The organism is Massilia norwichensis (assembly GCF_024753245.1).
Lineage (GTDB): Bacteria > Pseudomonadota > Gammaproteobacteria > Burkholderiales > Burkholderiaceae_D > Telluria > Telluria norwichensis.
Window position 1 is genome coordinate 1 of sequence record NZ_JANUGX010000040.1, and the last position, 26528, is coordinate 26528.

Consider the following 26528-nt stretch of genomic DNA (forward strand, 5'->3'; position numbering starts at 1 on the left):
TTTTTTTTCGCCCCGATTTTTTGACTGCGCGACTGCCGTTTTTTTGGTGGGGGTGGGGCCCCATGTGAAGTCATGAAGGCGCTGGCGGCGCATGCGTTCGAAAGAATCGATGTAACTGTGACTCATACATATTTATCGACCTTTGTTGAACTTCGCTTTTTATGGCGCCATCTCAGCTATATCATTAATCATTATGCGCTCTTCATACAGCTTCTAGAGGCAACAACATGTAGTTCCGCAGAACCAGCGGCATGTACCCGACAATCGGACAACGCCTTTCATCCTCCATCCAATACGCATCAATTGATGCTTATCTTCATGCGTTGTCGATATTCGATTTCATGCACATCGCATACGATGACGACTAATTGTTAAATCAAACAAGTAAAAAATCCCAGAAAACCGGATCGACCGGAAGTCGACGGCGATTCGTCATTCCTGCTCGGTGCGGGAAGGGCAAGCGGTCGCTGGCGGGTGCGACGGACGAAAAAAAACGGCGCCGGTTGCCCGGCGCCGTTCAAGGAGAAAGACGGTAATGAAGGATCAGGAACGCAGCGCGCCCTCGGTAGCGGGCGCCAGGCCCAGCTTGCGGCGTGCGGCCGACGCGTCCTTGGCCGGACGGGGGCGCACCACCAGCACCAGCGCACGGGCGATGCCGATCAGGAGAGGGCGGAAGAACATCAGCACGGCGCCGAGCACGAGCAGTTCGGCCAGGCCGATGGCGAGCTGCGTGAAGGGCACGGCGCTCAGGGGTAGCTGGAACAGGGTGTCGGCGAAAGACATGGTGCTAAGGCTCGGTTAAGCGTACGGATGGGTTTGGATGTTAAGGTTCGATGTAACTATAGTGCAACGCAACATATAATTCTAATTACCTTTCCTGATGATCCTTATACTGATCGTGAATGGAAATCGGGTACACTAACTGCCACTGAAAAACGTCGCCCCAACGGATCCCATGAGCTTTCTCACGCTTGACCTGAACCTGCTCCGCGTCTTCGACGCCGTCATGACCGAGCAAAACCTGACCCGCGCCGCCGGCCATCTGGCGATGACCCAGCCCGCGGTGTCGAACGCCATCAAGCGCCTGCGCGAAAGCCTCGGCGACGAGCTCCTGATCCGTACCGCCTACGGCGTGAAACCGACGCCGCGCGCCGAAGCGCTGTGGCCGGCCGTGCGCCAGGCGCTGGCCGCGCTGGAAGCGGCGGTGATGCCGGAAACCTTCGATGTGTCGAAGGCCCAGGCCACGTTCCGCCTGGCGATGGCGGATGCCACGGCGGCGCTGTGGCTGCCCTCGCTGGTACGTTCGATTGAAAAGGAAGCGCCGGGGGTGAACATCCGCATGGTGCCGCTGACCACGCGCGAACCGCGGCCGATGCTGCTGCGCGGCGACATCGATCTCGCGGTCGGCTTCTTCCCCGGCGTGGCGGCCCAGCTGTCGTATGAAACCGGCTCGCCGATCCGCCACGAGCGCCTGTATTCGGGTGAGTATGTGGCGGTAATGCGCAAGAACCACCCGCTGGCCAAGGACAAGCTGGAGCTGGACGCCTATTGCAAGGCGGACCATTTATTGGTGAGTTTTTCGGGCCGAGCCCACGGCCTGGTCGACGAGGCGCTGGCCCAGATCGGTCGCGAACGCCGCATCCTGCTGACCGTGAACCAGTTCTTCACCGCCGGCCGGGTGGTCGCCAATTCCGACCTGGTGACGGTGCTGCCGCGCCACCTGATCGCCTCGACCGGCGCCGCCGACACCCTGGTGTGGCGCGAACTGCCGTTCCAGTTGCCGGCCGTGCACCTGGACATGCTGTGGCACGAACGCGATGGCCGCAGCCCGGCGCACCGCTGGCTGCGCAAGAACCTCGAACAATTGTCGGTGACGGCGCAGAAAACGCTGCCGCAAAAGTCCGAGATGTCGGAAAAAATGGAGAAGATTGCCTGACCTCGCCCCCGACCTCGCCGGCCGCCTTGGCGGGGGTCCAGGTCGATCACTTGATCGGCAGTTTGGTGGTGTTCTTGACCTCTTCCATCACCGCATAGGTGTGCGTCTCGCGCACGCCTTTCTGCAGCAGGGTTTTACCGAGGAATTCGCGGTAGGCCGCCATGTCTTTCACCCGCGCCTTGACCAGGTAATCGAAGCCGCCGGCCACCATGTGGCATTCCAGGACTTCCGGGATCAATTGCACACTCTGCTTGAAGGCGTCGAACACTTCCGGGGTGGTGCGATCCAGCACCACTTCGATGAAGACCAGCAGCGACACGTCCAGCAGTTGCGGATTCAGCTGGGCCGTGTAACCCATGATGTAACCGGACTCGTGCAGCTTGCGAACCCGCTCCAGGCAGGCGGCGGGGGACAGGTTGACACGCGCAGCCAACTCGACGTTGCTGATGCGGCCGTCGCTCTGCAACTCGGCAAGGATTTTCTTGCTGATCTTGTCCAGCATGTTCTTCGCTCTCCACTATAAATATTATTTGGTCAAATTCTCTCACCAAAAACTATCTATTGCTAGTCTTCTGTAAAAACAGAATTAATCCAGAAGATTTCCCTCTACAATCGAATTCATGTATCCGTATTTGCAGCTGCGCCGGCCATCCCCGATGGACCGGCGCTTTGTGCATGTGCGCCCCCTGTTTATTACTTTTTAGCCAGAGTTTTCATGAACATTGCCGCCACCCCGGCCATCACCTTCGTTCCCTTCGACGCCCTGCAGGCCGAGACCAAACGCGAACAGACGCCGCTGCGCGCCGCGATCACCAGCGCCTACCGCCGCGATGAAACCGCCGCCGTCGAATGGCTGCTCGCGCAGGGTGCCAGCGCCTCCGCCGACGCCAGGACGCTGGCGCACCGCCTGGTGTCGAGCGTGCGCGAAAAGCGCACCCGCTCGTCGGGCGTGGACGCGCTGATGCACGAATTCTCGCTGTCCTCGGAAGAGGGCGTGGCGCTGATGTGCCTGGCCGAAGCGCTGCTGCGCATCCCCGATGCGGAGACCGCCGACCGCCTGATCGCCGACAAGATCAGCCGTGGCGACTGGAAAAAGCACCTGGGTGAATCGCCTTCGCTGTTCGTGAACGCCGCCACCTGGGGCTTGCTCATCACCGGCAAGCTGGTCTCGAGCAGCAGCGAAAAGGGTCTGGGCGCGGCGCTGACGCGCCTGATCGCGAAGGGCGGCGAGCCACTGATCCGCAAGGGCGTCGACATGGCGATGCGCATGCTGGGCAACCAGTTCGTGACCGGCCAGACCATCGATGAAGCGCTCAAGAACAGCCGCGAGAACGAAACCCGCGGCTATCGCTACTCCTACGACATGCTGGGCGAAGCGGCGCTGACCGAAGTCGATGCCGAAAATTACTACGCATCCTACGAAGCGGCGATCCACGCGATCGGCCGTGCTTCGAACGGCCGCGGCATCAAGGACGGCCCGGGCATCTCGATCAAATTGTCGGCGCTGCACCCGAGATACAGCCGCGCGCAGTACGCGCGCGTGATGGGCGAGTTGCTGCCGCGCGTGCGCAAGCTGGTGCTGCTGGCCAAGCAGTACAACATCGGCATCAACATCGACGCCGAGGAAGCCGACCGCCTCGAGATTTCGCTCGACATGCTGGAAGCGCTCGCGTTCGACGCCGAACTGGCCGGCTTCGAAGGTATCGGCCTGGTGGTGCAGGCTTATCAAAAACGCTGCCCCTTCGTGATCGACTTCGTGGTCGACCTGGCGCGCCGCAGCGGCCGGAAATTCATGGTACGCCTGGTCAAGGGCGCGTATTGGGATGCCGAGATCAAGCGCGCCCAGGTCGACGGCTTGTCCGGCTACCCGGTGTACACGCGCAAGGTCTACACCGACGTGTCCTACCTCACCTGCGCCAAAAAACTGCTGGCGGCGACCGACGTCATCTACGCGCAGTTCGCCACCCACAATGCCCACACCCTGTCCGTGATCTACACCTGGGCCAAGGCGGACGGCGTCTCGAACTACGAGTTCCAGTGCCTGCACGGCATGGGCGAAACCTTGTACGACCAGGTCGTCGGCGCCGGCAACCTGGGCAAAGCCTGCCGCATCTACGCGCCGGTCGGTTCGCACGAAACGCTGCTGGCCTACCTGGTGCGCCGCCTGCTGGAAAACGGCGCCAACTCGTCCTTCGTGAACCAGATCGTCGACGAGAGCGTGCCGATCGACACCCTGCTGGCCGATCCGTTCGAGCAGGCGCGCGCCGCCCGCGGCCTGCCGCACCCGCGCATTCCACTGCCTGTGAACATGTTCGGCGCCGGCCGCCAGAATTCCGCCGGCCTCGACCTGGCCAACGAAAACGTGCTGCGCGACCTGGCCGATGCCCTCGGCGCCCCGCGCCACTACCTGGCAGCGCCACTGGTCGACGGTCCGCTCGAAGCCGTCGGCGCGATCAACGTGCTCAATCCGGCGCAGTCGGCCGATATCGTCGGCCAGGTGACCGAAGCGACGATCGGCGATGTCGACACCGCGCTGCAGGCGGCGCAAACCGCGTTCCCGGCCTGGGAGGGACTCGGCGCCGATGCCCGCGCCGACATCGTTGCCAAAGTCGGCGACCTGTTCGAGCAAAACATGGCCGAGCTGATGGCGCTGGCCGTGCGTGAAGCCGGCAAGTCGCTGCCGAATGCGATCGCCGAGATCCGCGAGGCGGTCGACTTCCTGCGCTACTACGCGGCCGAAATCCGCGAAGAGGGCGGCGCCAGGGCGCTGGGCGCGGTGACCTGCATCAGCCCGTGGAACTTCCCGCTGGCGATTTTCACGGGCCAGGTCGCCGCGGCACTGGCCGCCGGCAACGTGGTGCTGGCCAAGCCGGCCGAGCAGACCCCCTTGATCGCGCACCGCGCCGTGCAACTGTTCCATGAAGCCGGGGTGCCGGCGGGTGCGCTGCAACTGCTGCCGGGCCGCGGCGAGACCGTCGGCGCCGCGCTGACTGCCGATCCGCGCGTAAAGGCCGTAATCTTTACCGGCTCGACCGAAGTCGCCCAGCTGATCAACCGCACGCTGGCCAAGCGCGCGGTCGACGAGGGCTGCGATATCCCCCTGATTGCGGAGACCGGCGGCCAGAACGCACTGATCGTCGATTCCTCGGCGCTGCCGGAGCAGGTGGTGCAGGACGTGCTGTCGTCCGCTTTCGACAGCGCCGGCCAGCGCTGCTCGGCGCTGCGCGTGCTGTTCCTGCAGGAAGACATTGCCGATAAAACCATCAAAATGCTCAAGGGCGCGATGCAGGAATTGCGCGTCGGCGTGCCGGACCGCCTGGCCACCGATATCGGCCCGGTGATCGACCGCGAAGCGCAGCAGAACCTGCTGGGCCACATCGAGCGTACGAAAGCCAGCGCCAGGCAGTATTTCGCGCTCGAGCTGCCGGCCGACCTGCAGGCGCAGGGCACCTTCGTGCCGCCGACCGTGCTCGAAATCGGTTCGATGGCTGAACTGCAGCGCGAAGTCTTCGGTCCGGTGCTGCACATCGTGCGTTACCGCCGTGCGGACCTGGGCAAGGTGGTCGACACCATCAACGCGACCGGCTATGGCCTCACCCTGGGCATCCACTCGCGCATCGACGAGACCATCGATTTCATCACGGCGCGCGCCCATGTCGGCAACATCTACGTGAACCGGAATATCGTCGGCGCCGTGGTTGGCGTGCAGCCTTTCGGCGGCGAGGGTAAATCCGGCACCGGTCCGAAAGCCGGCGGCCCGCTCTACCTGAAGCGCCTGCAAAAGAATGCGCTGCCGCTGCTGCAGCGTGCACGCCACAGCAATGCCGCACTCGACGCCCTGCTGGGCTGGATGCAGGCGCACGGTCACGGCGACATCGCCGTGCTGGCCGAGGGCTACACCACCACCACGCTGGACGGCGTGCGCATCGACTTGCCAGGCCCGACCGGCGAGCGCAACGAGCTCGGCTTCACGCCGCGCGGCACGATCCTGTGCGCAGCGGGCGACGTGAAGGGTGTGTTGAACCAGCTGGCGGCGGTACTGGTCACCGGCAACCGCGCACTGGTGTTGGCCGATGCGCGCGACCAGGTGCTGGGCAGCCTGCCGGCAGAGGTCAAGGAGCGCGTGCGCTTCATCGGCGAAGCGGAACTGGGCAATGCCGAGATCCAGATGGCGCTGGTGGAAAGCGGCGTCAAAGGCCAGCTGCAGGTGAAACTGGCGGCGCGTCAGGGCGCCATCGTCGGCATCGTCGATACCCGGCCGGGCGAGGCGGTCGCCCTGTGGCGGCTGGTGGCGGAACGGGCCTTGTGCGTCAACACGACCGCCGCTGGCGGTAACGCAAGCCTGATGACGCTGGGCTTGTAATCATAAGAAGAAACGACCGGGGCGCTTGCCCCGGTTTTCACATGTGCAGTCGTTTTGAGTTGTTCAACTTGGAGGTAGACAAACATGTTAGTTGGCGTTCCGAAGGAAATCAAAAACCATGAATACCGGGTCGGCCTGACCCCAGCCAGCGTGCGTGAACTGGTGGCGCGTGGGCACCAGGTGCTGGTGCAGGCCGGTGCCGGTCTCGAAATCGGGCTGTTGGATGAGCAGTATGTCGCGGCGGGCGCCGGCATCGTTGCCGGCGCGAAGGAGATCTTCGAACGCGCCGACATGATCGTGAAGGTCAAGGAACCGCAGCCGCAGGAATGCGCGATGCTGCGCGAGGGCCAGATCCTGTACACCTATTTGCACCTGGCGCCGGATCCGGAGCAAACCGCGGCGCTGGTCAAGTCGGGCGCCATCTGCATCGCCTACGAAACCATCACCGGGCCGGGCGGCGGCTTGCCGCTGCTGGCGCCGATGAGCGAAGTGGCGGGGCGCATGGCCATCCAGGCCGGCGCCAGCCACCTGGAAAAATCGAAAGGCGGCATGGGCTTGCTGCTGGGTGGCGTACCGGGTGTGGCGCCGGGTCACGTGGTGATCATCGGCGCCGGGGTGGTCGGCACGAATGCGCTGCAGATGGCGGTCGGCACTGGCGCCCGGGTGACGGTGCTCGATAAAAACATCGACCGCCTGCGCCAGCTCGACCTGGTCTACGGCAACCGGATCACGACCCTGTATTCGAACGCCCATGCGCTCGAGGAAGCGGTGGTCTCGAGCGACCTGGTGATCGGTGGCGTGCTGGTGCCGGGCGCGGCGGCACCGAAGCTGGTGACGCGCGACATGGTCTCGCGCATGAAGAAGGGGGCGGTGGTGGTCGACGTCGCGATCGACCAGGGCGGCTGCTTCGAGACTTCGCATGCGACCACGCACGCCGATCCAACCTTCATGGTCGACGGCGTGGTGCACTATTGCGTGGCGAACATGCCAGGCGCAGTGGCGCGAACCTCGACCTTCGCCCTGAACAACGCCACCATCGCGCATGCGGTGGCGCTGGCGAACAAGGGCTGGCGCCAGGCGCTGCGCGAGGATCCGCACCTGAAGAACGGTTTGAACGTCTGCCAGGGCAAGGTCACCTACGCGGCCGTGGCGAAAGACTTGGGCTACGACTACGTGCCGGCCGATACCTTACTGGCCTGAGCGGCCTGAACAGAACTGCCTGACCACATAAAAGGCATATTGCGCGGCCACCGACTTCACGAAACGCATGAAGTCAGTGGCCGCGTTTTCGTTGGCGTTGTCGGAAATCGTGCGGATCACGCCGAACGGGATGCCGAGCTCGAAACACACCTGTGCCACCGCGGCGCCTTCCATTTCCACCGCCAGCAAACCCGGCAGAGCCCCGCCAAGGGCCTGGATACGCTCTCTGTGGTTGACGAACTGGTCGCCGCTGGCGATGAGACCACGGTGCACACGCGGCGCGTGGAGCGCGAATGCGGCCCTTTCCTGGGGATCGATGGCTTTTTCCAGCTCGAGTTCGATAAACCGCTGGGCCGCGTGACTCAGCGCCAGCGCCAACTGGCGATCGCTCGCGAAATGGCTGAGTCCCGTCAGCGGCACTTCGTAACGCGGAAACAGCGGACTCGCATCCATGTCGTGCTGGACCAGGTTTTCCGCCACCACGATGTCGCCAACCCGCACCGATGGGTCGCCAGAACCAGCGACACCCGTAAACAGGATGTGGGTAACACCGAACTTCTCCACAAGCGTGGTGGCTGTCATGGCAGCGGCAACCTTGCCAATACGCGATAAAACGCACACAGCGTCGATTTCCCAGAGTTGTCCTGTCCAGTACTCACGCATACCGTGGATGAGCTTGTAGGGCTTCTGCATGGCCTCCACGAGCCCCTGCTGTTCTTCGTGCAAAGCGCTGATGATCCCTAATCGCATGTTTTTCTCGTCCTGGATGGTCTTGAAGGCCGTTCGGCTGTTCGCACGGCGCGGTTTTACAGCCCAGTGTTTTAATAAAACAAGATGTATATAAAAACTGGTAGTAGATAGTAAACGCGGACTCTGCTGTGGATAAGAAGCGTTTTGTCTACAGCATCAACGGTTTACGTGCGTCTGGATGCGCTGGAAAAGCATTGTATCCAAGCTGAACCGATCTTGGACAAAAGCAGCTCAAGCAGCAAAAAAGTGGCTTCTACACATTTGCTGCTGTGGATATGCAGGCGTTTTTCCACAGACGCTGCAGTTTTGCAGGCATTGATGGCGCTGAACTTGTCGATTTGCATACCTTGCAGCGATCAGTCGCTGGCGATTCAGTGGTCACCAACAAGGCTGGCAGACAGCCAACTTTCTTCCTTGCGCCAACCTTGGCGCTTCCACTTTCTTCCTGAAGACAAAAAAACGCGTGCGCCGTGTTGGCTTTCGCTTCGGCTGCGTTCGGTTTTCAATGCCCAGCTCGAGGTTTTCCACGCGCAGCCGCTTCTTTGTATTAGTTAACTTGTAGAGATATATAAATTGGTAGTGATAGTAAACGCCTGCCGTTCTGTGGATAAGACGAATTTTCTCCACAAGCTCAAGGGTTTACGTGGCTTCCAAACGCCTGAACAAGGCTTGCTTTTGAAGAGGACGTTAACTGAACAAAAAAACGGCAGTGGGCAAGTTGCACGGTTTCGCACATTCGATCCTGTGGATATGCATGGGCTTGTCCACAGTGGCGGCAAGTTGACCGGCTTCCCGGCTGTTTTCGGAGCCGTTTTGCAAGCTTCACCCTGGTTGGTGGCCGCCGGCAGGGTAGGCACCTGGTTCTTGGCCGGCATGAAGTCCTTGCCGAAGTCGAAATTTTTTTTTGCGTGGGCAGGAAAGCAGCAAAACCGTCCAGGCGCTGTCGTCGACGTCGCCAAGCGGTCCGGGCGTCAGCCCATCCGAAGTCGACATTTTTTTTTCGGCGAGGCCGCGAAAACGAAACGCGTCGCCAGGTTTACAACCAAAAGCTTGTATACAGAATAGTGGTAGTAGTTAACGGGGGTGCTCATCTGTGGATAAGCCTCCTTTTTTCCACAAGATCAGGCGTTTACGTGCCGCATAAGCCGGTGGGCTTGCCTTGCGTTTGCCTGAGGGAAAAAATGGATAAAAAATCGCGCTGTGCGAAAAACACGCGTTTCGCACAATCGATACCTGTGGATATGCAAAAGCTTATCCACAGTGCCTCGGCCTTGACGATCTGGTAAGCTTGCTTGAACGAAGCATCACCATATCCAGGGATAGAGGGGGCAGCGTGGAATCGGCAGGGGAATACGACTACATCATCGTGGGCGCCGGCACTGCCGGTTGCGTGCTTGCCAATCGCCTGACGCGAAAACCCGATGTCCAGGTGCTGCTGATCGAAGCCGGCGGCAAGGACGATTACTTGTGGATCCACATCCCGGTCGGCTACCTTTATTGCATCGGCAATCCCCGCACCGACTGGCTGTTCCGCACCGAGCTCGAGCCCGGCCTGGGTGGCCGCGCTCTGATTTACCCGCGCGGAAAAGTGCTGGGCGGCTCATCCTCGATCAACGGCATGATCTACATGCGCGGCCAGGCCGGCGATTACGAGCGCTGGGCCGAGCTCACCGGCGATCCGTCCTGGCGCTGGGACCAGGTATTACCGCTGTTTCGCCGCAGCGAAGACCATCACCAGGGCGAAACTCCGATTCACGGCAGCGGCGGCGAGTGGCGGGTAGAGCGCCAGCGCCTGTCCTGGGAAATCCTGGACGCTTTTCGGGAAGCGGCGGCCGACGTCGGGATTCCCAAAGTCGAGGATTTCAACGGCGGCGATAACGCCGGCTGTGCCTATTTCGAAGTCAACCAGCGCCGCGGCATCCGCCTGAATACGGCGAAAGCCTTCCTCAGACCGGCTTCGCAGCGGCCGAATCTGACCATCATGACCGGCAGCCATGTCGAAAAGTTGCTGATCGAGGCCACGCCCCAGGGCCCGCTGTGCCGCGGCGTGCAGTTCACCGGCGGCGGACGCGCCTTTACGGCCAGCGCGCGCCGCGAAACCTTGTTGGCCGCCGGCGCGATCGGTTCGCCGACCATCCTGCAGCTGTCCGGCATCGGACCGGCCGCCAGTCTGGCCCGGCACGGCATTACCCCGCTGGTCGATGCGCCGGGGGTGGGCGAGAACCTGCAGGACCACCTGCAGCTGCGCATGGTCTACCGGATCACCGGCGCGCCCTCGCTCAACACGACCGCCGCGAACTGGTTCGGCAAGGCGAAGATCGGACTGCAGTACATGCTGTTCCAGAGCGGACCGATGTCGATGGCGCCGTCCCAGCTGGGCGCCTTTGCCCGTTCCGACGACAGCCAGGCCACGCCGAATCTGCAATACCACGTGCAGCCACTGTCTCTGGAAAAATTCGGCGACCCGCTGCACGGTTTTCCGGCATTCACGGCCAGCGTCTGCAACCTGCGCCCGACCTCGCGCGGGCATGTGCGCATCGCCGCGAACGACAGTTACGCGCCGCCGAAAATCACGCCGAACTACCTCAGCACGCCGGAGGACAGGCAAGTGGCGGCGCGCGCGCTGGCGCTGACGCGCCGCATCGTCGCCTCGCCCGCGCTGGCGAAATACCGGCCCGAGGAATTCAAGCCGGGCCCGCATTACCGCACCGAAGAAGAACTGGCCGAAGCCGCCGGCCTGATCGGCACCACGATTTTTCACCCGGTCGGGACCTGCCGCATGGGCAAACTTGACGATCCGCTGGCGGTGGTCGACAGCGAACTGCGCGTCAAAGGCGTGCGCGGCTTGCGCGTGGTCGATGCCTCGATCATGCCTTTTATTACGTCAGGGAATACCAATTCGCCGACGCTGATGATTGCCGAGAAGACGGCACAACTGCTGGCCCAGCAGGACACACGCTGAGCGAAAACGCACAAGGGGTTTGCGCTGGCGCAGACGAGACACCGGCGCCGGCGCAAACGATGTGTTGTATCGTGGCTTTTACATAACAATTTCTTTAACGGAGACTCGCCCATGAAACGCAGCGCCATCGCCATCGCCGCCACTGCCGCGGCCCTGTCTTTTACCGCCCAGGCCCAGATGTCGGGCGACACCATCAAGATCGGCATGATCACCGACCTGTCCGGCGTCTATTCCGACATCGACGGCAATGGCGGCGCCGAGGCCGTGCGCATGGCGATCGCCGACCTGGGCGGTGCCGTGAACGGCAAGAAAATCCAGTTCATGGTCGCCGACCACCAGAACAAGGCGGATATTGCCGCCAGCAAGGCGCGCGAATGGTTCGACCAGCAGGGCGTCGACATGCTGATCGGCGGCACCAATTCCGGCGCCAGCCTGGCGATGGCCAAGGTCGCGCAGGAAAAGAAAAAGGTTTTCATGGCCATCGGTGCCGGTTCGGCCCGCCTGACCAACGAGGAATGCTCGCCCTACACCGTGCACTACGCCTACGACACGGTGGCGCTGGCGCGGGTGGCGGCGCCGGCCATGATCAGGCAGGGCGGCAAGTCCTGGTATTTTCTAACCGCCGACTATGCCTTCGGCCAGTCGCTGGAAAAGGATGCCAGCGCCATCATCAAGGCCAACGGCGGCAGCGTGGTCGGCAGCGTCAAGCATCCGCTGTCGGCTTCCGACTTCTCGTCCTTCCTGCTGCAGGCGCAGTCGTCGAAAGCCCAGGTGCTGGGCCTGGCGAACGCTGGCGGCGACTTCATCAATGCGATGAAAGCCGCCAACGAATTCGGCCTGACCAAGAGCATGAAGATGGCCGGCCTGCTGGTGTTCATCAACGATATCCACACCCTCGGCCTGAACACCACCCAGGGCCTGTACCTGGCCGACGGCTGGTACTGGGACCAGAACGACCAGACCCGCGCCTGGGCCAAGCGCTATTTTGCGAAGATGAAAAAGCAGCCGTCGATGCTGCAGGCGGCCGATTATTCGGCCACCACCAACTACCTGAACGCCGTCAAAGCGGTCGGCAGCGACGATGCCGACAAGGTCATGGCCCAGCTCAGGAAGACCAAAATCAACGACATGTTCACGAAGAACGGCGAGATCCGCCCGGACGGCCGCATGGTCTACGATATGTATTTGATGCAGGTGAAGACGCCGAAGGAATCGAAGGGACCGTGGGATTACTACAAGGTCGTGTCGACGATTCCGGGCGCCCAGGCGTATACCGCGAAAGCGGAAACCAAGTGCGCGGCGTGGAAATAGACAAGCTGGGTAGAATGGTTCGCATCACTGGGCGACCGGGTTGGTGCGAACCGGCTTGAGCATAGGAGGCGAATGTGGTCGACGAATCCCTGATGGTACACGCGAACGGCATCCACATCCACGCCACCACGACCGGGCAGGGCCCCGTGATCCTGCTGCTGCACGGTTTTCCCGACACCCATCTGGTCTGGCGCAAGCAGGTGCCGGTGCTGGCCAGCGCCGGTTTCCGCGTGCTGGCGCCAGACCTGCGCGGCTATGGCCGCACCGATGCGCCGCCGCAGGTGCTCGACTACACGCTGGATAAACTGCGCGCCGACGTGCTCGGCCTGCTCGATGCGCTGCACATCGACAAGGTGCACCTGGTCGGCCACGACTGGGGCGGCATCATCGGCTGGCAATTGGCGGCGCTGGCGCCAGAGCGCATCGAGCGCTTCGTGGCGATGTCGACCGGCCACCCATCGGCGATCGCCCACGCCGGCGTCCTGCAGCACCTGCGGATGTCGTATATCCCGTTCTTTTGCATGCCCGGCATTGCCGAGCACACGCTGCGGGCGGCCGACTGGTTCGCGCTGCGCCAGTTCACCAGCGAGCCGGGCCAGGCCGAGTTCTGGAAGCGCGATCTCGATCCGCCGGGGCGCCTGACGGCCGCGCTGAACTACTACCGCGCCAACATGAAGCTGGCGCTGCCGCAATCTCTGCCGCGCGTCAAAGTGCCGGTGATGGGGATCTGGAGCGACCGCGACCCGGCCCTCGGCGAAAAGCAGATGCGCGACTCGGCGCATTACGTCGACGGCGAATTCCGCTTCGAACGCATCCGCGACGCCGACCACTGGCTGCAGCTGACCGCGCACGAGCGGGTGAACACGCTGCTGCTGGATTTTTTTGCGGCCAAGAAGCCGCAGAGCACGTTCTAAACCTTACAAAGCCGCCGCGTAAATCGCGCGCGCATCCTCGCGCGTCAGCTCGCGCGGGTTGTTGCCCAGCAGCCGGGTCTGCAGCATCGCATCGTCAGCCAGCCGGTCGAGGTCGCGTTCGGCGATGCCGACCTGCTGCAGGGTGGTCTCCACGCCCGTGATCTTGGCGATCTGCTGCATCGCAACAATGAGCGCCTGGGCGCGCGCTTCCTCGCTGCCGCTGGCGTGCGGCACGACGATGCCGGCCAGTTCCGCATAGTGACCCGCTGCTGCCGGTAAATTAAAACGCAGCACATGCGGCAATACCAGGGAGTTCGACAGGCCGTGGGCAACGTGGAAAATGCCGCCGATCGGGTAAGCCAGCGCATGCACGGCCGCGACCGGCGCATTCGAAAACGCCTGGCCAGCCAGGCAGGCGCCCAGCAGCATCGCCTGCCGCGCCTGCAAATCATGACCGTTCTCGCAGGCCTTCACGATGTTGCTCGAGAGTAGAGACAAAGCCTGGCGCGCCAGCATGTCCGACAGCGGATTCTTCTTGTGCCGGCTGGTATACGCTTCGATCGCATGCACCATGGCATCGATACCGGTGGCGGCGGTGACGGCCGGGGGCAGGCCCACGGTCAGGTTCGCATCGAGTACCGCCAGATCGGCGTAGAGCTGGGATGCGACCACGCCCATCTTGGTGGTTTCGCCGGTGGTGACGATGGCGATGTTGGTGACTTCGGAGCCGGTACCGGCAGTGGTCGGCACCTGCACCAGCGGCAGGCGCTGACCGCTCACTTTGCCGATGCCGTACATCTCGGCAAGGGGCTGCTCGCTGCCGGCCAGTACGGCCACCAGTTTGGCGACGTCCATCGAGCTGCCGCCGCCCAGACCGATCACCAGTTCGGTGCCGTGCTGGCGGGCGAACTGGGCTGCCGCCTGGACCACGGCCTCGGGCGGATCGGCCATCACCTCCGAATACACCGTCACTTGCATGCCATGCCGTTCCAGGCTGGCGCGCGCCGGTTCGACCAGGCCGGTGCGCTGGAAACCGGGATCGGTTACGACCAGCACCCGGCGCAGGCCGGGAAAACGCTCGGCCACGAGTTGTCCCAGGCGCAGCGAGACGCCGGGTTCGGACACGATGCCGGGCACGGTGTGGAAGCTGAAGGCGGGGGTAGCGGTCGGCATGATCGTCGTCTCCTGTTGGTGTTGTGCTTCTTGTGTTTCCTCAAGCTTACACCAGGTCCCGCAATTCGTTACCGTACAATGGCGGTTTCATCCCGCTTGCATTTGTTCCCATGTTTGATGTCGTCCTCCTGGCCAGCGCGGCCTTTCTTGCCGGTCTCGTCGATGCTGTCGTAGGAGGAGGAGGACTGATCCAGATCCCGGCGATCTTTGCCGTGTTCCCGAAGGAAGTGCCGGCGACGCTGCTGGGGACCAATAAGCTGGCCTCGATGTGCGGCACCTCGGTGGCGGCCGTCAAATATGCGCGACGGGTGCGGGTGGCGTGGAGCACGGCCGCCCCGGCGGCGGTGGCTGCTTTCGCCCTGGCCTTCGTCGGCGCCTGGACCGTGACGCGGGTGCCGGGTGATTTCGTGCGCAGCCTGCTGCCGTTGATCCTGCTGGCGGTGGCCATCTATACCTTCAAGAAGAAGGATTTCGGTTCGGTGCATGCGCCGGTGCACAGCGGCATGACCGAGCGGCTGCTCGCCACCGGCGTCGGCGCCGCCATCGGTTTTTATGACGGCTTCTTCGGTCCGGGCACCGGCAGCTTCCTGATCTTCATGTTCGTGCGTTTCTTCGGCTTCGACTTCCTCGGCGCATCGGCGGCGGCGAAGATCGTCAACGTCGCCTGCAATGTCTCGGCGTTGATCTGGTTCGGCTACAGCGGCCACCTGATCTGGAAGCTGGCCGCATTGATGGCGGTGTGCCAGATCGGCGGTTCGCTGATCGGCACCAGGCTGGCGCTGAAGCACGGCAGCGGTTTTGTTCGCAAGCTGTTCCTGGTGGTGGTGTCGCTGCTGATTGTAAAGACAGCCTACGATTCGTTTATGAAGCTGGGCTGGTAATGTTTCACGTGAAACAGCGCAGCCCTTTTTAGCGAATGACTTTGACAGTCAAACTGGGCATGCGCCAGGCGCCACCGGGAAAGCCTTTGCAGAGTTCGCTGATCGCGGACTCGGTGTGCTGGAACTTGCTGCCGTCCCAAGTCCAGCTATCGGTGTTCGTACAATCGCCCAGCCCACGTCCGCGTTGGTAAGCGGTGATAACGCCGCCGGCGTACTCGTTGCCGTTGGTCGTGACCAGAACGGGGGAGTAGGGCGGAGTGGCGTTGACGACCCAGTACGCGTCGGCGCTGTTGTAGGCCGCCGTCCAACAGGTCAGTGAGACCAGCAGCTGCTGCCGGGACAGCCGGCGCAAGTCTGGCTTATTCGGGTCTTGCGCGTTCTCGTCGAAGTCGGGACACAGCAAGCCATCCTTGTCGACGAGGGTGCGGCGCAACTCGGCGAGCAGATCGCGGCGCTGTTTCTTGCTCAGCAGGCCTTGGTCGACATCATCGCCGGTGACGCGCGCTGCCTTTAAAACAGGCACAGGGGTCGGCATGGGGACCGCTGCTTCGGCCTTGGTTCCCTTGCGGACGAGTGCGCCGGGTGTACCGATGCGTCCCTGATATTCATCCATCTTCAACAGCACGGCGCTGGCGCCGGTGCTCGACAACACCCAGCGCTGTTTACCCGAAGTCCATTGGATATCCGAATCCTTGCGGACGGCAGCGAGCAGGGCAGACGTCTGGGCAATGTTGAGCTTGCCGCCGGCCTTGTTCAGACTGACGTCACCGAGCGGCTTGCCATCGATCCGCATGGCGACACGGGCCGGCGCTTCGTCGGCGGACGCCACTTGCAGCTCGGCCTCGACCGGCGTGTTCGGTCCGGCGGCGCGGCAGGTACCGGTGTTGTCACAGACGAGTTCCCAGTCGAAGTGGCTGAACACGACGTGTCTGGGTTCGGCCGCATGGACCATGCTCGCGGCCAGTACGGAACATAAGGCAATCGGCAGTTTATTCATCATTGCGTTGGTCCTCATCATCGGTGATGCGATGGTAACGCAATGCTGAGCGGGGCTTCCGTTTTGGTTCCACGTGAAACAATTTCTGTCGTTTTCGAACCCTAAGCGAAGCCGTACGGAAAAAAGAATCTATAATCCCTGCTTAACTCTCCTCGCAGCACACTCCATCATGCTATTTCCGACAGAATTCGACGTGATCGTCGTTGGCGGCGGCCATGCCGGCACCGAAGCGGCGCTCGCGTCTGCACGCATGGGGCAGAAGACCCTATTGCTTACTCACAACATCGAAACCCTCGGGGCGATGTCTTGCAACCCCTCGATCGGCGGCATCGGCAAGGGCCACCTGGTCAAGGAAGTCGACGCCATGGGCGGTGCGATGGCGATCGCCACCGACGAAGCCGGCATCCAGTTCCGCATCCTGAACTCGTCCAAGGGCCCGGCCGTGCGTGCCACCCGTGCCCAGGCCGACCGCGTGCTGTACAAGGCGGCGATCCGCTCGCGCCTGGAAAACCAGCCGAATCTGTGGCTGTTCCAGCAGTCGGTCGACGACCTGATGGTCGAAGGCGACCGTGTGGTCGGCGCCGTGACCCAGATCGGTCTGCAGTTCCGCGCCCGGGCGGTGGTGCTGACGGCCGGTACTTTCCTCGACGGGAAGATCCACGTCGGCCTGCAGAATTACACGGCCGGCCGCGCCGGCGATCCGGCAGCGGTGTCGCTGTCCGCGCGCCTGAAAGAACTGAAGCTGCCGCAAGGCCGCCTGAAAACCGGCACGCCGCCGCGCATCGACGGCCGCAGCATCGACTTCAGCCAGATGACCGAGCAGCCGGGCGATCTCGATCCGGTCCCGGTCTTTTCGTACATGGGCAATGTGGCGATGCACCCGAAGCAGGTGCCGTGCTGGGTCACGCACACGAATGCGCAGACCCACGAGATCATCCGCAACGGTCTCGATCGCAGCCCGATGTACACTGGCGTGATCGAAGGCGTCGGTCCGCGTTACTGCCCGTCGATCGAAGACAAGATCCACCGCTTCGCCTCGAAGGAATCGCACCAGATCTTCCTCGAGCCGGAAGGCTTGACCACCAACGAGTTCTACCCGAACGGGATCTCGACCAGCCTGCCTTTCGACGTGCAGCTGGCCCTGGTGCGCTCGATGCGCGGCCTGGAAAACGCTTTTATTCTGCGTCCCGGCTATGCGATCGAATACGATTATTTCGACCCGCGCGGTCTCAAATCTTCGCTGGAGACCAGGGCGATCAATGGTCTGTTCTTCGCCGGCCAGATCAACGGCACCACAGGCTACGAAGAAGCGGCGGCGCAGGGCATGCTCGCCGGTATCAATGCCGCGCTGCAGACCCAGGGCCGTGACGCCTGGACCCCGGGCCGCTCGGAAGCCTACCTCGGCGTGCTGGTCGACGACCTCACGACCCAGGGTGTGGCCGAGCCCTACCGCATGTTCACCAGCCGCGCCGAGTACCGCCTGTCGCTGCGCGAAGACAATGCCGACATGCGCCTGACCGAAATCGGCCGCAAGCTGGGTGTGGTCGGCGATGCGCAGTGGGAAGCCTTCGAACGCAAGCGCGAAGCCGTGGCGCTGGAGCTGGAACGCCTGCGTGGAACCTGGGTCAACCCGCGCATCCTGGCCGCGGCCGAATCCGAGCGCGTGATCGGCCAAGCCATCGAACGCGAGTACAACCTGGCCGACCTGCTGCGCCGTCCAGGCGTCGACTACGACAAACTGATGAGCCTGCAGGGTAGTGAAGGCCAGGCGCTGGCTGGTCCCGGCGTGGCCGATCCGGCGGTGAAGGAACAGGTCGAAATCCAGCTGAAATATTCGGGCTACATCGACCGCCAGGCGCGCGAGGTGGAACGCCATGACTACTACGAGAACCTGAAACTGCCGGAAAACCTGAACTACCTGGAGATCCAGGCACTGTCGATCGAAGTGCGCCAGAAGCTCGACAAGCAGCGTCCGGAAACCCTGGGCCAGGCCTCGCGCATTTCCGGTGTGACCCCGGCCGCGATCTCGCTGCTGCTGGTGCACCTGAAAAAGCGCGGCGCCAAGGGCTTTACCAGTGTGCCACCGGAAAATGCGGGCGAAGAGCCGAAACAGGAGCTGGCTGAATGAAGAACTTCGACCGTACTACCCTGGGCCAGGTGCTGAGTGAAGGCATCGCCGAGATGCAGCTCGCGGTGACGCCGGCCCAGCAGGAACAGCTGCTGGATTACCTGGCCCTGATGTTCAAGTGGAACTCGGTGTACAACCTGACCTCGCTGCGCGACCCGATGCAGATGGTGACCCACCACCTGCTCGATTCGCTGGCTGCAGTCCCCGCCTTCGCCGGCGCGAAAAACGTGCTGGACGTCGGCGCCGGCGGCGGCTTGCCCGGCATCGTGCTGGCAATCGCACGTCCGGACATGAAAGTGTCGATGATCGACACCGTGCACAAAAAGACGGCCTTCCTCACCCAGGTCAAAGCGCAGCTGGGCCTGGCCAACGTCACCATCTACACCATGCGCGTGGAAGAACTGCAGGTGAGCGATAAATTCGACGTCATCACCTCGCGCGCATTTGCCGACCTGTCCGATTTCGTGAACTGGTCTTCGCACCTGCTGGCGGAGCAGGGCAGGTACATCGCCCTGAAAGGGGTGGCGCCGCAGGACGAGCAGCAAAGGCTGCCGGCCGAATGGAAGGTGACCGGGGTGCAGCCCCTGCAGGTGCCCAGGCTGGGCGCGGAACGCCACCTGGTGCTGATCGCGAAATCGGCATAAGGGCGTAACCGTCTAAACAGTATAAACAGTTCATACCGTATTACCGTGTAAACAGTATAAATCGTTTTAATGGTATTAACGGTATGGCTTTATAAAGGCATACATGGCGAAAATTTTTTGCGTAGCAAATCAGAAGGGCGGGGTTGGCAAGACCACCACCAGCGTCAACCTGTCCGCCGGACTGGCCAAGCTGAACCAGCGCGTGCTGCTGGTCGACCTCGACCCGCAGGGCAACGCCACCATGGGCGCCGGCATCAACAAGGCTGGGCTGAGCTCCTCGATCTATGAAGTGCTGCTCGGCCAGGCCGACGTCGCGACTGCGCGCTTGCGCAGCGAAGCAGGGCGCTTCGACGTGCTGCCGGCCAACCGCGAGCTGGCCGGCGCCGAAGTCGAGATGGTCGAGCTGGACAACCGCGAACGCCGCCTGAAGGAAGCCCTGGCCAAGGTCGATGCCGATTACGACTTCATCCTGATCGACTGCCCGCCGGCGCTGTCGATGCTGACCCTGAACGGCCTGGTGTGCGCGCACGGCGTCATCATCCCGATGCAATGCGAGTACTACGCGCTGGAAGGTTTGTCGGACCTGGTCAACACGATCAAGAAGGTGCATGCCAACCTGAACCACGACCTGCGCATCATCGGTCTGCTGCGCGTGATGTTCGATCCGCGCATGACGTTGTCGCAGCAGGTGTCGAGCCAGCTCGAGCAGCACTTCGGCGACAAGGTCTTCAAAACCATCATCCCGCGCAACGTGCGCCTGGCCGAAGCGCCCTCGTACGGCATCCCGGGCGTGGTGTTCGATCCGTCCGCCAAGGGCGCCCAGGCGTACATCGCCTTCGGCGCCGAGATGGTCGAGCGCATCAAGACCATGTAATTCACACCAAAACACTAGAACAGACACGGTCCAACATCATGGCAACCAAAAAACTGAAGGGACTCGGCCGCGGCCTCGACGCCCTGCTCGGCGGCGACGCCCACGACACCCCGCAGACGCCGGCCGGCAGCCCGTCGACCTTGCCCGTCACCCGCATCCAGGCCGGCAAGTACCAGCCGCGCACGCGCATGGACGACGGTTCGCTGGCCGAACTGGCGGCATCGATCAAGAGTCAGGGCATCATGCAGCCGGTGCTGGTGCGCCCGATCGAAGGGGCGGGCGCCATCGGCTACGAGATCATCGCCGGCGAACGGCGCTTCCGCGCGGCGCAGCTGGCCGGCCTGGAAGAGATCCCGGTGCTGGTGCGCGAGGTCGACGACCAGAACGCGGCGGCGATGGCCCTGATCGAGAACATCCAGCGCGAAGACCTGAACCCGCTCGAAGAAGCGCAGGGCATCGCACGCCTGATCTCGGAATTCGACTTCACCCACGAACAGGCGGCGAATGCCGTCGGCCGTTCGCGCAGCGCGGTGTCGAACCTGCTGCGCCTGGTGAACCTGGCCCAGCCGGTGCAGACCATGCTGATGGCAGGGGATATCGACATGGGCCACGCGCGCGCGCTGCTGGCGGTCGATGCCGCCAGCCAGATCGCGCTGGCCAACCAGGTCATCGCCAAACGCCTGTCGGTGCGCGAGACCGAGAAGCTGGTCGCGCGCACGCTGGAAGAGCAGGATGCCCCGGCCGTCAATGCGCGTCAGAAGGAAAAGTCGGGCGACATCGTGCGCCTCGAGGAAGAGCTGTCCGACCGCTTGGCGACGCCGGTCGTGTTCAAGATGGGCCAGAAGGGCAAAGGCCAGATGATCATCGACTTTGCCGACCTCGACGTCCTCGAAAGTGTACTGGCGCGCCTGCGCGGCTGAGCGGCCACGACACAATTCGGCTGTGGGCAAGTGCGGGCTTGTCCACAGCGCATCTTGCGCACCCGTCTGCTGAGCGTCGGTATATGCATACCTTGGACGTTTGGTAGATAACGACAAGATGTCGGAAATACTACGAAATTCAGCCCAAACTTCACAGTTTCCTCACAAATTTCTTTGTCGTTTTTACATCGCCAAGCCCGCGATATAAGGACGGAAGAGTTTGACTACGACCTTCATAAGCCCTTATAATCCCGCTGATTCATGTAATTACCATACCGTAACTCGGTTCCACACGGCTAGCGCGAAAGAACAATAACAATGCTGCGCTTGGTCTCCCTGCAAATCCTGGCAACAATCGTGGCCGGCATCATCGCCGGACTGATTGGGGGGTGGTCTGCGATGTTTTCGGCGGTACTTGGCGGGCTGTGTTGTGTCGTTCCCAACGGTGTCATGGCGCTTCGACTATTCGCCAGCGCGCAAAAGCCGGGCGGTGCGAACCCCGCCACGTTTTTCATCTGGGAATTTGTAAAGATTGCTTTGACGCTGGCGCTGCTCGTATTGGTGGCGCGGGCGTACCACGATCTGAATTGGCCGGCCCTGTTGGGCGGCTTCATCGTGGCGCTGAAAAGTTACATCATCTTATTATTTAGGCATTCACAATGACGAGTCCAACGGTAGAAAACGCCGCGGCGCACGCGCCAAACGCCGGCGAATACATCCAGCACCACCTGGGTCACCTGACCAATATCCATCAGGGTTTCATTGTCGACTTCAGCGTCATCAACTACGACACCGTGTTCTGGTCGGTGCTGATGGGCGTGATCGGCGTGTTCGTCATGTGGCTGGGCGCGCGTAAAGCCACTTCCGGTGTGCCGGGCCGCTTCCAGGGCCTGCTCGAAACCGTGGTCGAGATGGTCGAAGACCAGTCGAAGTCGATCATCCACGGCGACCGTAAATTCATCGCGCCGCTGGCACTGACCGTTTTCATCTGGGTCTTCCTGATGAACTGCCTGGACTTCCTGCCGGTCGACCTGTTCGCCGGCCTGTTCCGCCTGCTCGGCATGGGCGAGCCGCACTTCCGCGTGGTCCCGACCGCCGACCTGAACGGCACCATGGGTATCGCCCTGGGCGTGCTGGCCGTGGTCCTGTATTACAACGTCAAGATCAAGGGCGTGGGCGGCTGGATTCATGAACTGTTTGCCGCACCGTTCGGCATTTGGATGGCTCCGTTCAACTTCCTGTTGAACATGATCGAATACGCAGCCCGCACCGTGTCGCTCGGTATGCGACTGTTCGGCAACATGTACGCCGGCGAGCTGCTGTTCCTGTTGATTGCACTGCTTGGTTCCACGTTCACGGTGTTCGGCATCTTCGGCCATATCGTGGCGGGTTCGATCTGGGCAATCTTCCACATCCTGATCGTGCTCCTCCAGGCATTCATCTTCATGATGCTGACGCTGGTGTACATCGGTCAGGCCCACGAGAGCCACTGACCGACGCGATCGCAAGAACGACCAAGATAGTGGTAGTAAAGAAGTAGTAAATTTCCTAGTTTTTTTAATTTTCAATCTTTTGGAGTAAATCTCATGACTGACGTTTCTTTCGTTGCACTGGCTTGCGGTCTGATCATCGGCCTGGGTGCTATTGGCGCATGTATCGGTATCGCGATCATGGGCGGTAAATACCTGGAAGCTTCGGCACGTCAGCCTGAGCTGATGAACACCCTGCAAACCAAGATGTTCCTGCTGGCTGGTCTGATCGACGCGGCATTCCTGATTGGTGTTGGTATCGCCATGCTGTTCGTGTTCGCCAAGCCGTTCACCAGCTAATCACGCTTTTCACGACAAGTGATCTGAAGAGCCGAACCTCTGCGGTTCGGCATCCGTTTTTGTGAGAAGGAATTTACCGTGAATCTGAACGCAACCTTGTTTGTTCAGTTCGTGGTCTTCTTCATCTTCGTTGGCGTCACGATGAAATTCGTGTGGCCGCCGGTGATGAAAGCGCTCGACGAGCGCGCCCAGAGGATCGCGAACGGCCTGGCCGCTGCTGACCGTGGCAAGGCAGAAATGGCTGCTGCCGAAAAACGTATCGCCGCCGAACTGGCATCGACCCGTGAAGAAAGCGCCAAGCGCATCGCCGACGCCGAAAAGCGTGCCGCAGCGATCATCGAAGAAGCCAAGCAGAACGCCGCCGTCGAAGCCGCCCGTATCGTCGAGGCCGCCAAGGCCGAGGCCGAGCAGCAAGTCACCCGCGCGCGCGAAGAACTGCGTGGCCAGGTGGCCGCACTGGCTGTCGCCGGCGCCGAGCAGATCCTCAAGCGCGAAGTGAACGCAGCGGCCCACGCCGACCTGCTGAACCGCCTGTCGACCGAGCTCTGATCATGGCTGAGCTCGCAACCGTCGCCCGCCCCTACGCCGAAGCGCTGTTCCGTGTCGCCCAGAACGGCGACATGGCAGCCTGGTCCGGCATCGTCGCGGAACTGGCGCAAATCGGCGCCAATCCGGACGTGCAGGCTTTCGCCAGCAACCCGAACGTCACGGCGGCTCAGCTGGCCGAGACGATTGCGTCGCTGGTCAAGTCGCCGCTGAACGCCGAGGCCCAGAACTTCATCGCCATGCTGGCCGAAAACGGCCGCGTGGCGCTGCTGCCGGAAATCGCCGCGCAGTTCACCGCACTGAAGAACGCCTCGGCCGGCGCTGCCGACGCCACCGTCTACAGCGCGTACGAGATGTCGGCAGACCAGGTCAATGCGCTGGTCGCCACGCTGGAAAAGAAATTTGGCCGCAAGCTGAACCCCACGGTCGAAGTCGACCCGTCGCTGATCGGTGGTGTGCGCGTGGTCGTCGGTGACGAAGTGCTCGATACCTCGGTCCGCGCGAAGCTGCAGCAGATGCACAACGCGCTGGTGGCCTGAGGATCTTTGCACCGTCTACCGCGTCCAAGCCCTTGCCCTACGCATCAAGAAACTATTAGGAGTTAGCACTCATGCAACTTAATTCGTCTGAAATCAGCGAACTGATCAAGAGCCGCATCCAGGGCCTCGAAGGTTCGGCTGATGTTCGTAACCAAGGCACGGTGATCTCCGTCGCCGACGGTATCTGCCGCATCCATGGTCTGTCGGACGTGATGCAGGGCGAGATGCTGGAATTCCCGGGTAACACCTTCGGTCTGGCGATGAACCTCGAGCGCGACTCGGTCGGCGCCGTGATCCTGGGTGCTTACGAGCACATCTCCGAAGGCGACACCGTCAAGACCACCGGCCGCATCCTGGAAGTCCCGGTCGGTCCGGAACTGCGTGGCCGCGTCGTCAACGCCCTGGGCCAGCCGATCGACGGCAAAGGTCCGGTCGTGACCGCCCTGACCGCCCCGATCGAAAAGATCGCCCCGGGCGTGATCGCGCGTGAATCCGTCTCGCAGCCGATGCAGACCGGCATCAAGTCGATCGACGCGATGGTGCCGATCGGCCGTGGCCAGCGTGAGCTGATCATCGGCGACCGCCAGACCGGTAAGTCGGCTGTCGCGGTCGATGCGATCATCAACCAGAAGGGTCAGAACATGACCTGCGTGTACGTGGCGATCGGCCAGAAGGCCTCGACCATCAAGAACATCGTGCGCTCGCTGGAAGAGCATGGCGCGATGGAGTACACCATCGTTGTTGCCGCTTCCGCTTCGGAATCGGCAGCGATGCAGTACATCTCGGCCTACTCGGGCTGCGCGATGGGCGAATACTTCCGCGACCGCGGCGAAGACGCGCTGATCGTGTACGACGACCTGTCGAAGCAGGCTGTCGCATACCGTCAGATCTCGCTGCTGCTGCGCCGTCCGCCGGGCCGCGAAGCTTACCCGGGCGACGTGTTCTACCTGCACAGCCGCCTGCTGGAGCGTGCCGCTCGCGTGAACGCCGACTACGTGTCCGCCTTCACCAACGGCGCCGTGACCGGCAAGACCGGTTCGCTGACCGCACTGCCGATCATCGAAACCCAGGCTGGCGACGTCTCGGCATTCGTGCCGACCAACGTGATCTCGATTACCGACGGCCAGATCTTCCTGGAGACCTCGCTGTTCAACGCCGGTATCCGTCCTGCGATCAACGCCGGTATCTCGGTCTCCCGCGTTGGTGGTGCCGCACAGACGAAGGTCATCAAGGGCCTGTCCGGCGGTATCCGTACCGACCTGGCACAGTACCGTGAGCTGGCTGCGTTCGCGCAGTTCGCATCGGACCTGGACGAGTCGACCCGCAAGCAGCTGGACCGCGGTGCACGCGTGACCGAACTGCTGAAGCAGAAGCAGTACTCGCCGCTGCCGATCTCGCTGATGGCTGCATCGCTGTTCGCCGTCAACAAGGGTTATTTCGACGATATCGAAGTCAAGCGCGTGCTGGATTTCGAAGCCGGTCTGCACAACTTCCTGAAGTCCAGCCATGGCGCGCTGCTGTCGAAGATCGACGACAGCAAAGCCCTGGACAAGGACGGCGAAGCAGCGCTGGCCGCCGCCATCGCCGACTTCAAGAAGTCGTTCTAAGCGCGGCTATCTGATGGAATGCGGGGCCGGGGCAACCCGGTCCCTATAAGGAGTAAGGGCTCATGGCAGCAGGCAAAGAGATACGTGGCAAGATCAAAAGCGTAGAAAATACGAAGAAGATCACCAAGGCGATGGAAATGGTCGCCGCGTCCAAGATGCGCAAGGCGCAGGACCGGATGCGCGCCGCCCGTCCCTACAGCGAGAAGGTCCGCAACATCACGGCCAACCTCGCCACTGCGAACCCGGAGTACACCCACGCGTTCATGGCCAATGCCAAGGACACGAAAGCGAAAGCCGTCGGCTTCATCGTCGTCACGACCGACAAGGGTCTGTGCGGCGGCATGAATACCAACGTGCTGCGCCAGGTGACGCAGAAGACCCGCGAGCTGGAAGCCGCGGGCAATCGCATTGAAGTCGTTGCAATCGGCAACAAGGGTCTGGGCTTCCTCGGCCGTATCGGCGTGAAGGTGGTCTCGAGTGTCACGCAAATCGGCGACACCCCGCACCTGGACAAGCTGATCGGCCCGATCAAGGTCATGCTCGACGCTTACCAGGATGGTCAGCTGGACGCGGTGTACCTGTGCTACACCAAGTTCATCAACACCATGCGCCAGGAACCGGTGGTCGAGCAACTGCTCCCGCTGCCGGCCGGACGCCTAGAGGCGGATGCCGGTGCCCACGCATGGGACTACATCTACGAGCCGGACGCGCAAGTGGTCATCGACGAGCTCCTGATGCGCTACGTCGAAGCGCTGATCTACCAGTCGGTGGCAGAGAACCTGGCGTCCGAGCAGTCGGCACGCATGGTGGCAATGAAGGCCGCAACCGACAACGCGGGCAACGTCATCGGCGAGCTGAAGCTGGTCTACAACAAGACCCGCCAGGCAGCGATTACCAAAGAACTCTCGGAGATCGTCTCCGGCGCGGCTGCGATCAGCAGCTAAGCCAGGCAAG

Annotated in this window: 25 protein-coding genes; 20 read left to right on the plus strand and 5 right to left on the minus strand. The window is 62.2% G+C overall.

Features of this window, described 5'->3' with window-relative positions:
• Positions 1-543: 543 nt before the first annotated feature.
• Positions 544-783 (minus strand): hypothetical protein, encoded by a 240-nt coding sequence (locus NX782_RS24090; RefSeq protein ID WP_258848038.1) that lies wholly within the window; start codon positions 781-783, stop codon positions 544-546.
• Between the two features lie 172 nt (positions 784-955).
• On the opposite strand from NX782_RS24090, the gene NX782_RS24095 reads away from it, so the two are divergent.
• On the plus strand, positions 956-1936 hold the full coding sequence (locus NX782_RS24095) for a LysR family transcriptional regulator (RefSeq protein WP_258848039.1): 981 nt from the start codon (positions 956-958) through the stop codon (positions 1934-1936).
• A gap of 46 nt (positions 1937-1982) precedes the next feature.
• Here the strand turns inward: NX782_RS24095 and NX782_RS24100 are convergent, their stop codons facing one another.
• On the minus strand, positions 1983-2438 hold the full coding sequence (locus NX782_RS24100) for an Lrp/AsnC ligand binding domain-containing protein (protein ID WP_036171419.1): 456 nt from the start codon (positions 2436-2438) through the stop codon (positions 1983-1985).
• 213 nt (positions 2439-2651) lie between these two features.
• Between NX782_RS24100 and putA the strand changes: the two genes are divergently transcribed.
• Both putA and ald read left to right on the plus strand, forming a co-directional pair.
• Entirely contained in the window at positions 2652-6299 is a 3648-nt protein-coding gene (gene putA / locus NX782_RS24105; RefSeq protein ID WP_258848040.1) for a trifunctional transcriptional regulator/proline dehydrogenase/L-glutamate gamma-semialdehyde dehydrogenase, read from the plus strand.
• Between the two features lie 84 nt (positions 6300-6383).
• The gene (gene ald, locus NX782_RS24110) at positions 6384-7499 is read left to right on the plus strand and encodes an alanine dehydrogenase (RefSeq protein ID WP_258848041.1); all 1116 of its coding nucleotides are present in this window, start codon (positions 6384-6386) and stop codon (positions 7497-7499) included.
• Here ald and NX782_RS24115 read toward each other — a convergent pair.
• Positions 7488-8249 carry a 5'-methylthioadenosine/adenosylhomocysteine nucleosidase gene (locus NX782_RS24115; RefSeq protein WP_258848042.1) on the minus strand — a complete coding sequence of 254 codons (762 nt, stop codon included), beginning with the start codon at positions 8247-8249 and terminating at the stop codon, positions 7488-7490. The two genes, ald and NX782_RS24115, sit on opposite strands and share 12 nt — an antisense overlap.
• A 168-nt stretch (positions 8250-8417) precedes the next feature.
• Between NX782_RS24115 and NX782_RS24120 the strand changes: the two genes are divergently transcribed.
• The 5 genes from NX782_RS24120 (at position 8418) to NX782_RS24140 (ending at position 13436) form a co-directional block, all read left to right on the plus strand.
• On the plus strand, positions 8418-8804 hold the full coding sequence (locus NX782_RS24120) for a hypothetical protein (protein WP_258848043.1): 387 nt from the start codon (positions 8418-8420) through the stop codon (positions 8802-8804).
• Positions 8805-8852: 48 nt separating this feature from the next.
• On the plus strand, positions 8853-9314 hold the full coding sequence (locus NX782_RS24125) for a hypothetical protein (RefSeq protein WP_258848044.1): 462 nt from the start codon (positions 8853-8855) through the stop codon (positions 9312-9314).
• A gap of 268 nt (positions 9315-9582) precedes the next feature.
• Positions 9583-11211, plus strand: coding sequence for a GMC family oxidoreductase (locus NX782_RS24130; RefSeq protein ID WP_258848045.1), 1629 nt, complete (start codon positions 9583-9585; stop codon positions 11209-11211).
• 111 nt (positions 11212-11322) lie between these two features.
• Positions 11323-12522 (plus strand): ABC transporter substrate-binding protein, encoded by a 1200-nt coding sequence (locus NX782_RS24135; RefSeq protein ID WP_258848046.1) that lies wholly within the window; start codon positions 11323-11325, stop codon positions 12520-12522.
• A gap of 74 nt (positions 12523-12596) precedes the next feature.
• A complete protein-coding gene (locus NX782_RS24140; RefSeq protein WP_258848047.1) occupies positions 12597-13436 on the plus strand; it encodes an alpha/beta fold hydrolase in 840 nt (279 codons plus the stop codon).
• 3 nt (positions 13437-13439) lie between these two features.
• On the opposite strand, the gene NX782_RS24145 is transcribed toward NX782_RS24140, so the two are convergent.
• The gene (locus NX782_RS24145) at positions 13440-14609 is read right to left on the minus strand and encodes an iron-containing alcohol dehydrogenase (protein ID WP_258848048.1); all 1170 of its coding nucleotides are present in this window, start codon (positions 14607-14609) and stop codon (positions 13440-13442) included.
• A gap of 110 nt (positions 14610-14719) precedes the next feature.
• Here NX782_RS24145 and NX782_RS24150 point away from each other — a divergent pair, with 110 nt between their 5' ends.
• The gene (locus NX782_RS24150) at positions 14720-15490 is read left to right on the plus strand and encodes a sulfite exporter TauE/SafE family protein (RefSeq protein ID WP_258848049.1); all 771 of its coding nucleotides are present in this window, start codon (positions 14720-14722) and stop codon (positions 15488-15490) included.
• Positions 15491-15518: 28 nt separating this feature from the next.
• On the opposite strand, the gene NX782_RS24155 is transcribed toward NX782_RS24150, so the two are convergent.
• Entirely contained in the window at positions 15519-16490 is a 972-nt protein-coding gene (locus tag NX782_RS24155) for a DUF1176 domain-containing protein (protein ID WP_258848050.1), read from the minus strand.
• A 166-nt stretch (positions 16491-16656) separates the two neighbouring features.
• On the opposite strand from NX782_RS24155, the gene mnmG reads away from it, so the two are divergent.
• The 11 genes from mnmG (at position 16657) to atpG (ending at position 26518) form a co-directional block, all read left to right on the plus strand.
• Positions 16657-18615 (plus strand): tRNA uridine-5-carboxymethylaminomethyl(34) synthesis enzyme MnmG, encoded by a 1959-nt coding sequence (gene mnmG / locus NX782_RS24160; protein WP_258848051.1) that lies wholly within the window; start codon positions 16657-16659, stop codon positions 18613-18615.
• The gene (rsmG, locus tag NX782_RS24165; RefSeq protein ID WP_258848052.1) at positions 18612-19259 is read left to right on the plus strand and encodes a 16S rRNA (guanine(527)-N(7))-methyltransferase RsmG; all 648 of its coding nucleotides are present in this window, start codon (positions 18612-18614) and stop codon (positions 19257-19259) included. Before mnmG ends, rsmG begins: the two co-directional genes overlap by 4 nt.
• A 103-nt stretch (positions 19260-19362) precedes the next feature.
• Entirely contained in the window at positions 19363-20133 is a 771-nt protein-coding gene (locus NX782_RS24170) for a ParA family protein (protein ID WP_258848053.1), read from the plus strand.
• Positions 20134-20171: 38 nt separating this feature from the next.
• Positions 20172-21053 (plus strand): ParB/RepB/Spo0J family partition protein, encoded by an 882-nt coding sequence (locus NX782_RS24175; protein WP_258848054.1) that lies wholly within the window; start codon positions 20172-20174, stop codon positions 21051-21053.
• Between the two features lie 318 nt (positions 21054-21371).
• Positions 21372-21716, plus strand: coding sequence for an ATP synthase subunit I (locus tag NX782_RS24180; RefSeq protein WP_258848055.1), 345 nt, complete (start codon positions 21372-21374; stop codon positions 21714-21716).
• A complete protein-coding gene (atpB, locus tag NX782_RS24185; RefSeq protein WP_258848056.1) occupies positions 21713-22546 on the plus strand; it encodes a F0F1 ATP synthase subunit A in 834 nt (277 codons plus the stop codon). Before NX782_RS24180 ends, atpB begins: the two co-directional genes overlap by 4 nt.
• Before the next feature lie 93 nt (positions 22547-22639).
• Positions 22640-22882, plus strand: a complete 243-nt coding sequence (atpE, locus tag NX782_RS24190) for a F0F1 ATP synthase subunit C (protein ID WP_091665119.1) — start codon at positions 22640-22642, stop codon at positions 22880-22882.
• Positions 22883-22960: 78 nt separating this feature from the next.
• Positions 22961-23431, plus strand: coding sequence for a F0F1 ATP synthase subunit B (locus NX782_RS24195; protein WP_258848057.1), 471 nt, complete (start codon positions 22961-22963; stop codon positions 23429-23431).
• Positions 23432-23433: 2 nt separating this feature from the next.
• On the plus strand, positions 23434-23967 hold the full coding sequence (locus NX782_RS24200) for a F0F1 ATP synthase subunit delta (RefSeq protein ID WP_258848058.1): 534 nt from the start codon (positions 23434-23436) through the stop codon (positions 23965-23967).
• Between the two features lie 71 nt (positions 23968-24038).
• Positions 24039-25574 (plus strand): F0F1 ATP synthase subunit alpha, encoded by a 1536-nt coding sequence (gene atpA / locus NX782_RS24205; RefSeq protein ID WP_258848059.1) that lies wholly within the window; start codon positions 24039-24041, stop codon positions 25572-25574.
• A 62-nt stretch (positions 25575-25636) separates the two neighbouring features.
• The gene (gene atpG / locus NX782_RS24210; protein ID WP_258848060.1) at positions 25637-26518 is read left to right on the plus strand and encodes a F0F1 ATP synthase subunit gamma; all 882 of its coding nucleotides are present in this window, start codon (positions 25637-25639) and stop codon (positions 26516-26518) included.
• Positions 26519-26528: the final 10 nt, after the last annotated feature.

Excerpts from the sequence above, each read along its gene's own strand:
- NX782_RS24090 (WP_258848038.1), bottom strand. The coding sequence starts at position 783 with ATGTCTTTCGCCGACACCCTGTTCCAGCTACCCCTGAGCGCCGTGCCC.
- NX782_RS24095 (WP_258848039.1), top strand. The coding sequence starts at position 956 with ATGAGCTTTCTCACGCTTGACCTGAACCTGCTCCGCGTCTTCGACGCC.
- NX782_RS24100 (WP_036171419.1), bottom strand. The coding sequence starts at position 2,438 with ATGCTGGACAAGATCAGCAAGAAAATCCTTGCCGAGTTGCAGAGCGAC.
- putA (WP_258848040.1), top strand. The coding sequence starts at position 2,652 with ATGAACATTGCCGCCACCCCGGCCATCACCTTCGTTCCCTTCGACGCC.
- ald (WP_258848041.1), top strand. The coding sequence starts at position 6,384 with ATGTTAGTTGGCGTTCCGAAGGAAATCAAAAACCATGAATACCGGGTC.
- NX782_RS24115 (WP_258848042.1), bottom strand. The coding sequence starts at position 8,249 with ATGCGATTAGGGATCATCAGCGCTTTGCACGAAGAACAGCAGGGGCTC.
- NX782_RS24135 (WP_258848046.1), top strand. The coding sequence starts at position 11,323 with ATGAAACGCAGCGCCATCGCCATCGCCGCCACTGCCGCGGCCCTGTCT.
- NX782_RS24145 (WP_258848048.1), bottom strand. The coding sequence starts at position 14,609 with ATGCCGACCGCTACCCCCGCCTTCAGCTTCCACACCGTGCCCGGCATC.
- NX782_RS24150 (WP_258848049.1), top strand. The coding sequence starts at position 14,720 with ATGTTTGATGTCGTCCTCCTGGCCAGCGCGGCCTTTCTTGCCGGTCTC.
- NX782_RS24155 (WP_258848050.1), bottom strand. The coding sequence starts at position 16,490 with ATGATGAATAAACTGCCGATTGCCTTATGTTCCGTACTGGCCGCGAGC.
- mnmG (WP_258848051.1), top strand. The coding sequence starts at position 16,657 with ATGCTATTTCCGACAGAATTCGACGTGATCGTCGTTGGCGGCGGCCAT.
- rsmG (WP_258848052.1), top strand. The coding sequence starts at position 18,612 with ATGAAGAACTTCGACCGTACTACCCTGGGCCAGGTGCTGAGTGAAGGC.
- NX782_RS24170 (WP_258848053.1), top strand. The coding sequence starts at position 19,363 with ATGGCGAAAATTTTTTGCGTAGCAAATCAGAAGGGCGGGGTTGGCAAG.
- NX782_RS24175 (WP_258848054.1), top strand. The coding sequence starts at position 20,172 with ATGGCAACCAAAAAACTGAAGGGACTCGGCCGCGGCCTCGACGCCCTG.
- NX782_RS24180 (WP_258848055.1), top strand. The coding sequence starts at position 21,372 with ATGCTGCGCTTGGTCTCCCTGCAAATCCTGGCAACAATCGTGGCCGGC.
- atpB (WP_258848056.1), top strand. The coding sequence starts at position 21,713 with ATGACGAGTCCAACGGTAGAAAACGCCGCGGCGCACGCGCCAAACGCC.
- atpE (WP_091665119.1), top strand. The coding sequence starts at position 22,640 with ATGACTGACGTTTCTTTCGTTGCACTGGCTTGCGGTCTGATCATCGGC.
- NX782_RS24200 (WP_258848058.1), top strand. The coding sequence starts at position 23,434 with ATGGCTGAGCTCGCAACCGTCGCCCGCCCCTACGCCGAAGCGCTGTTC.
- atpA (WP_258848059.1), top strand. The coding sequence starts at position 24,039 with ATGCAACTTAATTCGTCTGAAATCAGCGAACTGATCAAGAGCCGCATC.
- atpG (WP_258848060.1), top strand. The coding sequence starts at position 25,637 with ATGGCAGCAGGCAAAGAGATACGTGGCAAGATCAAAAGCGTAGAAAAT.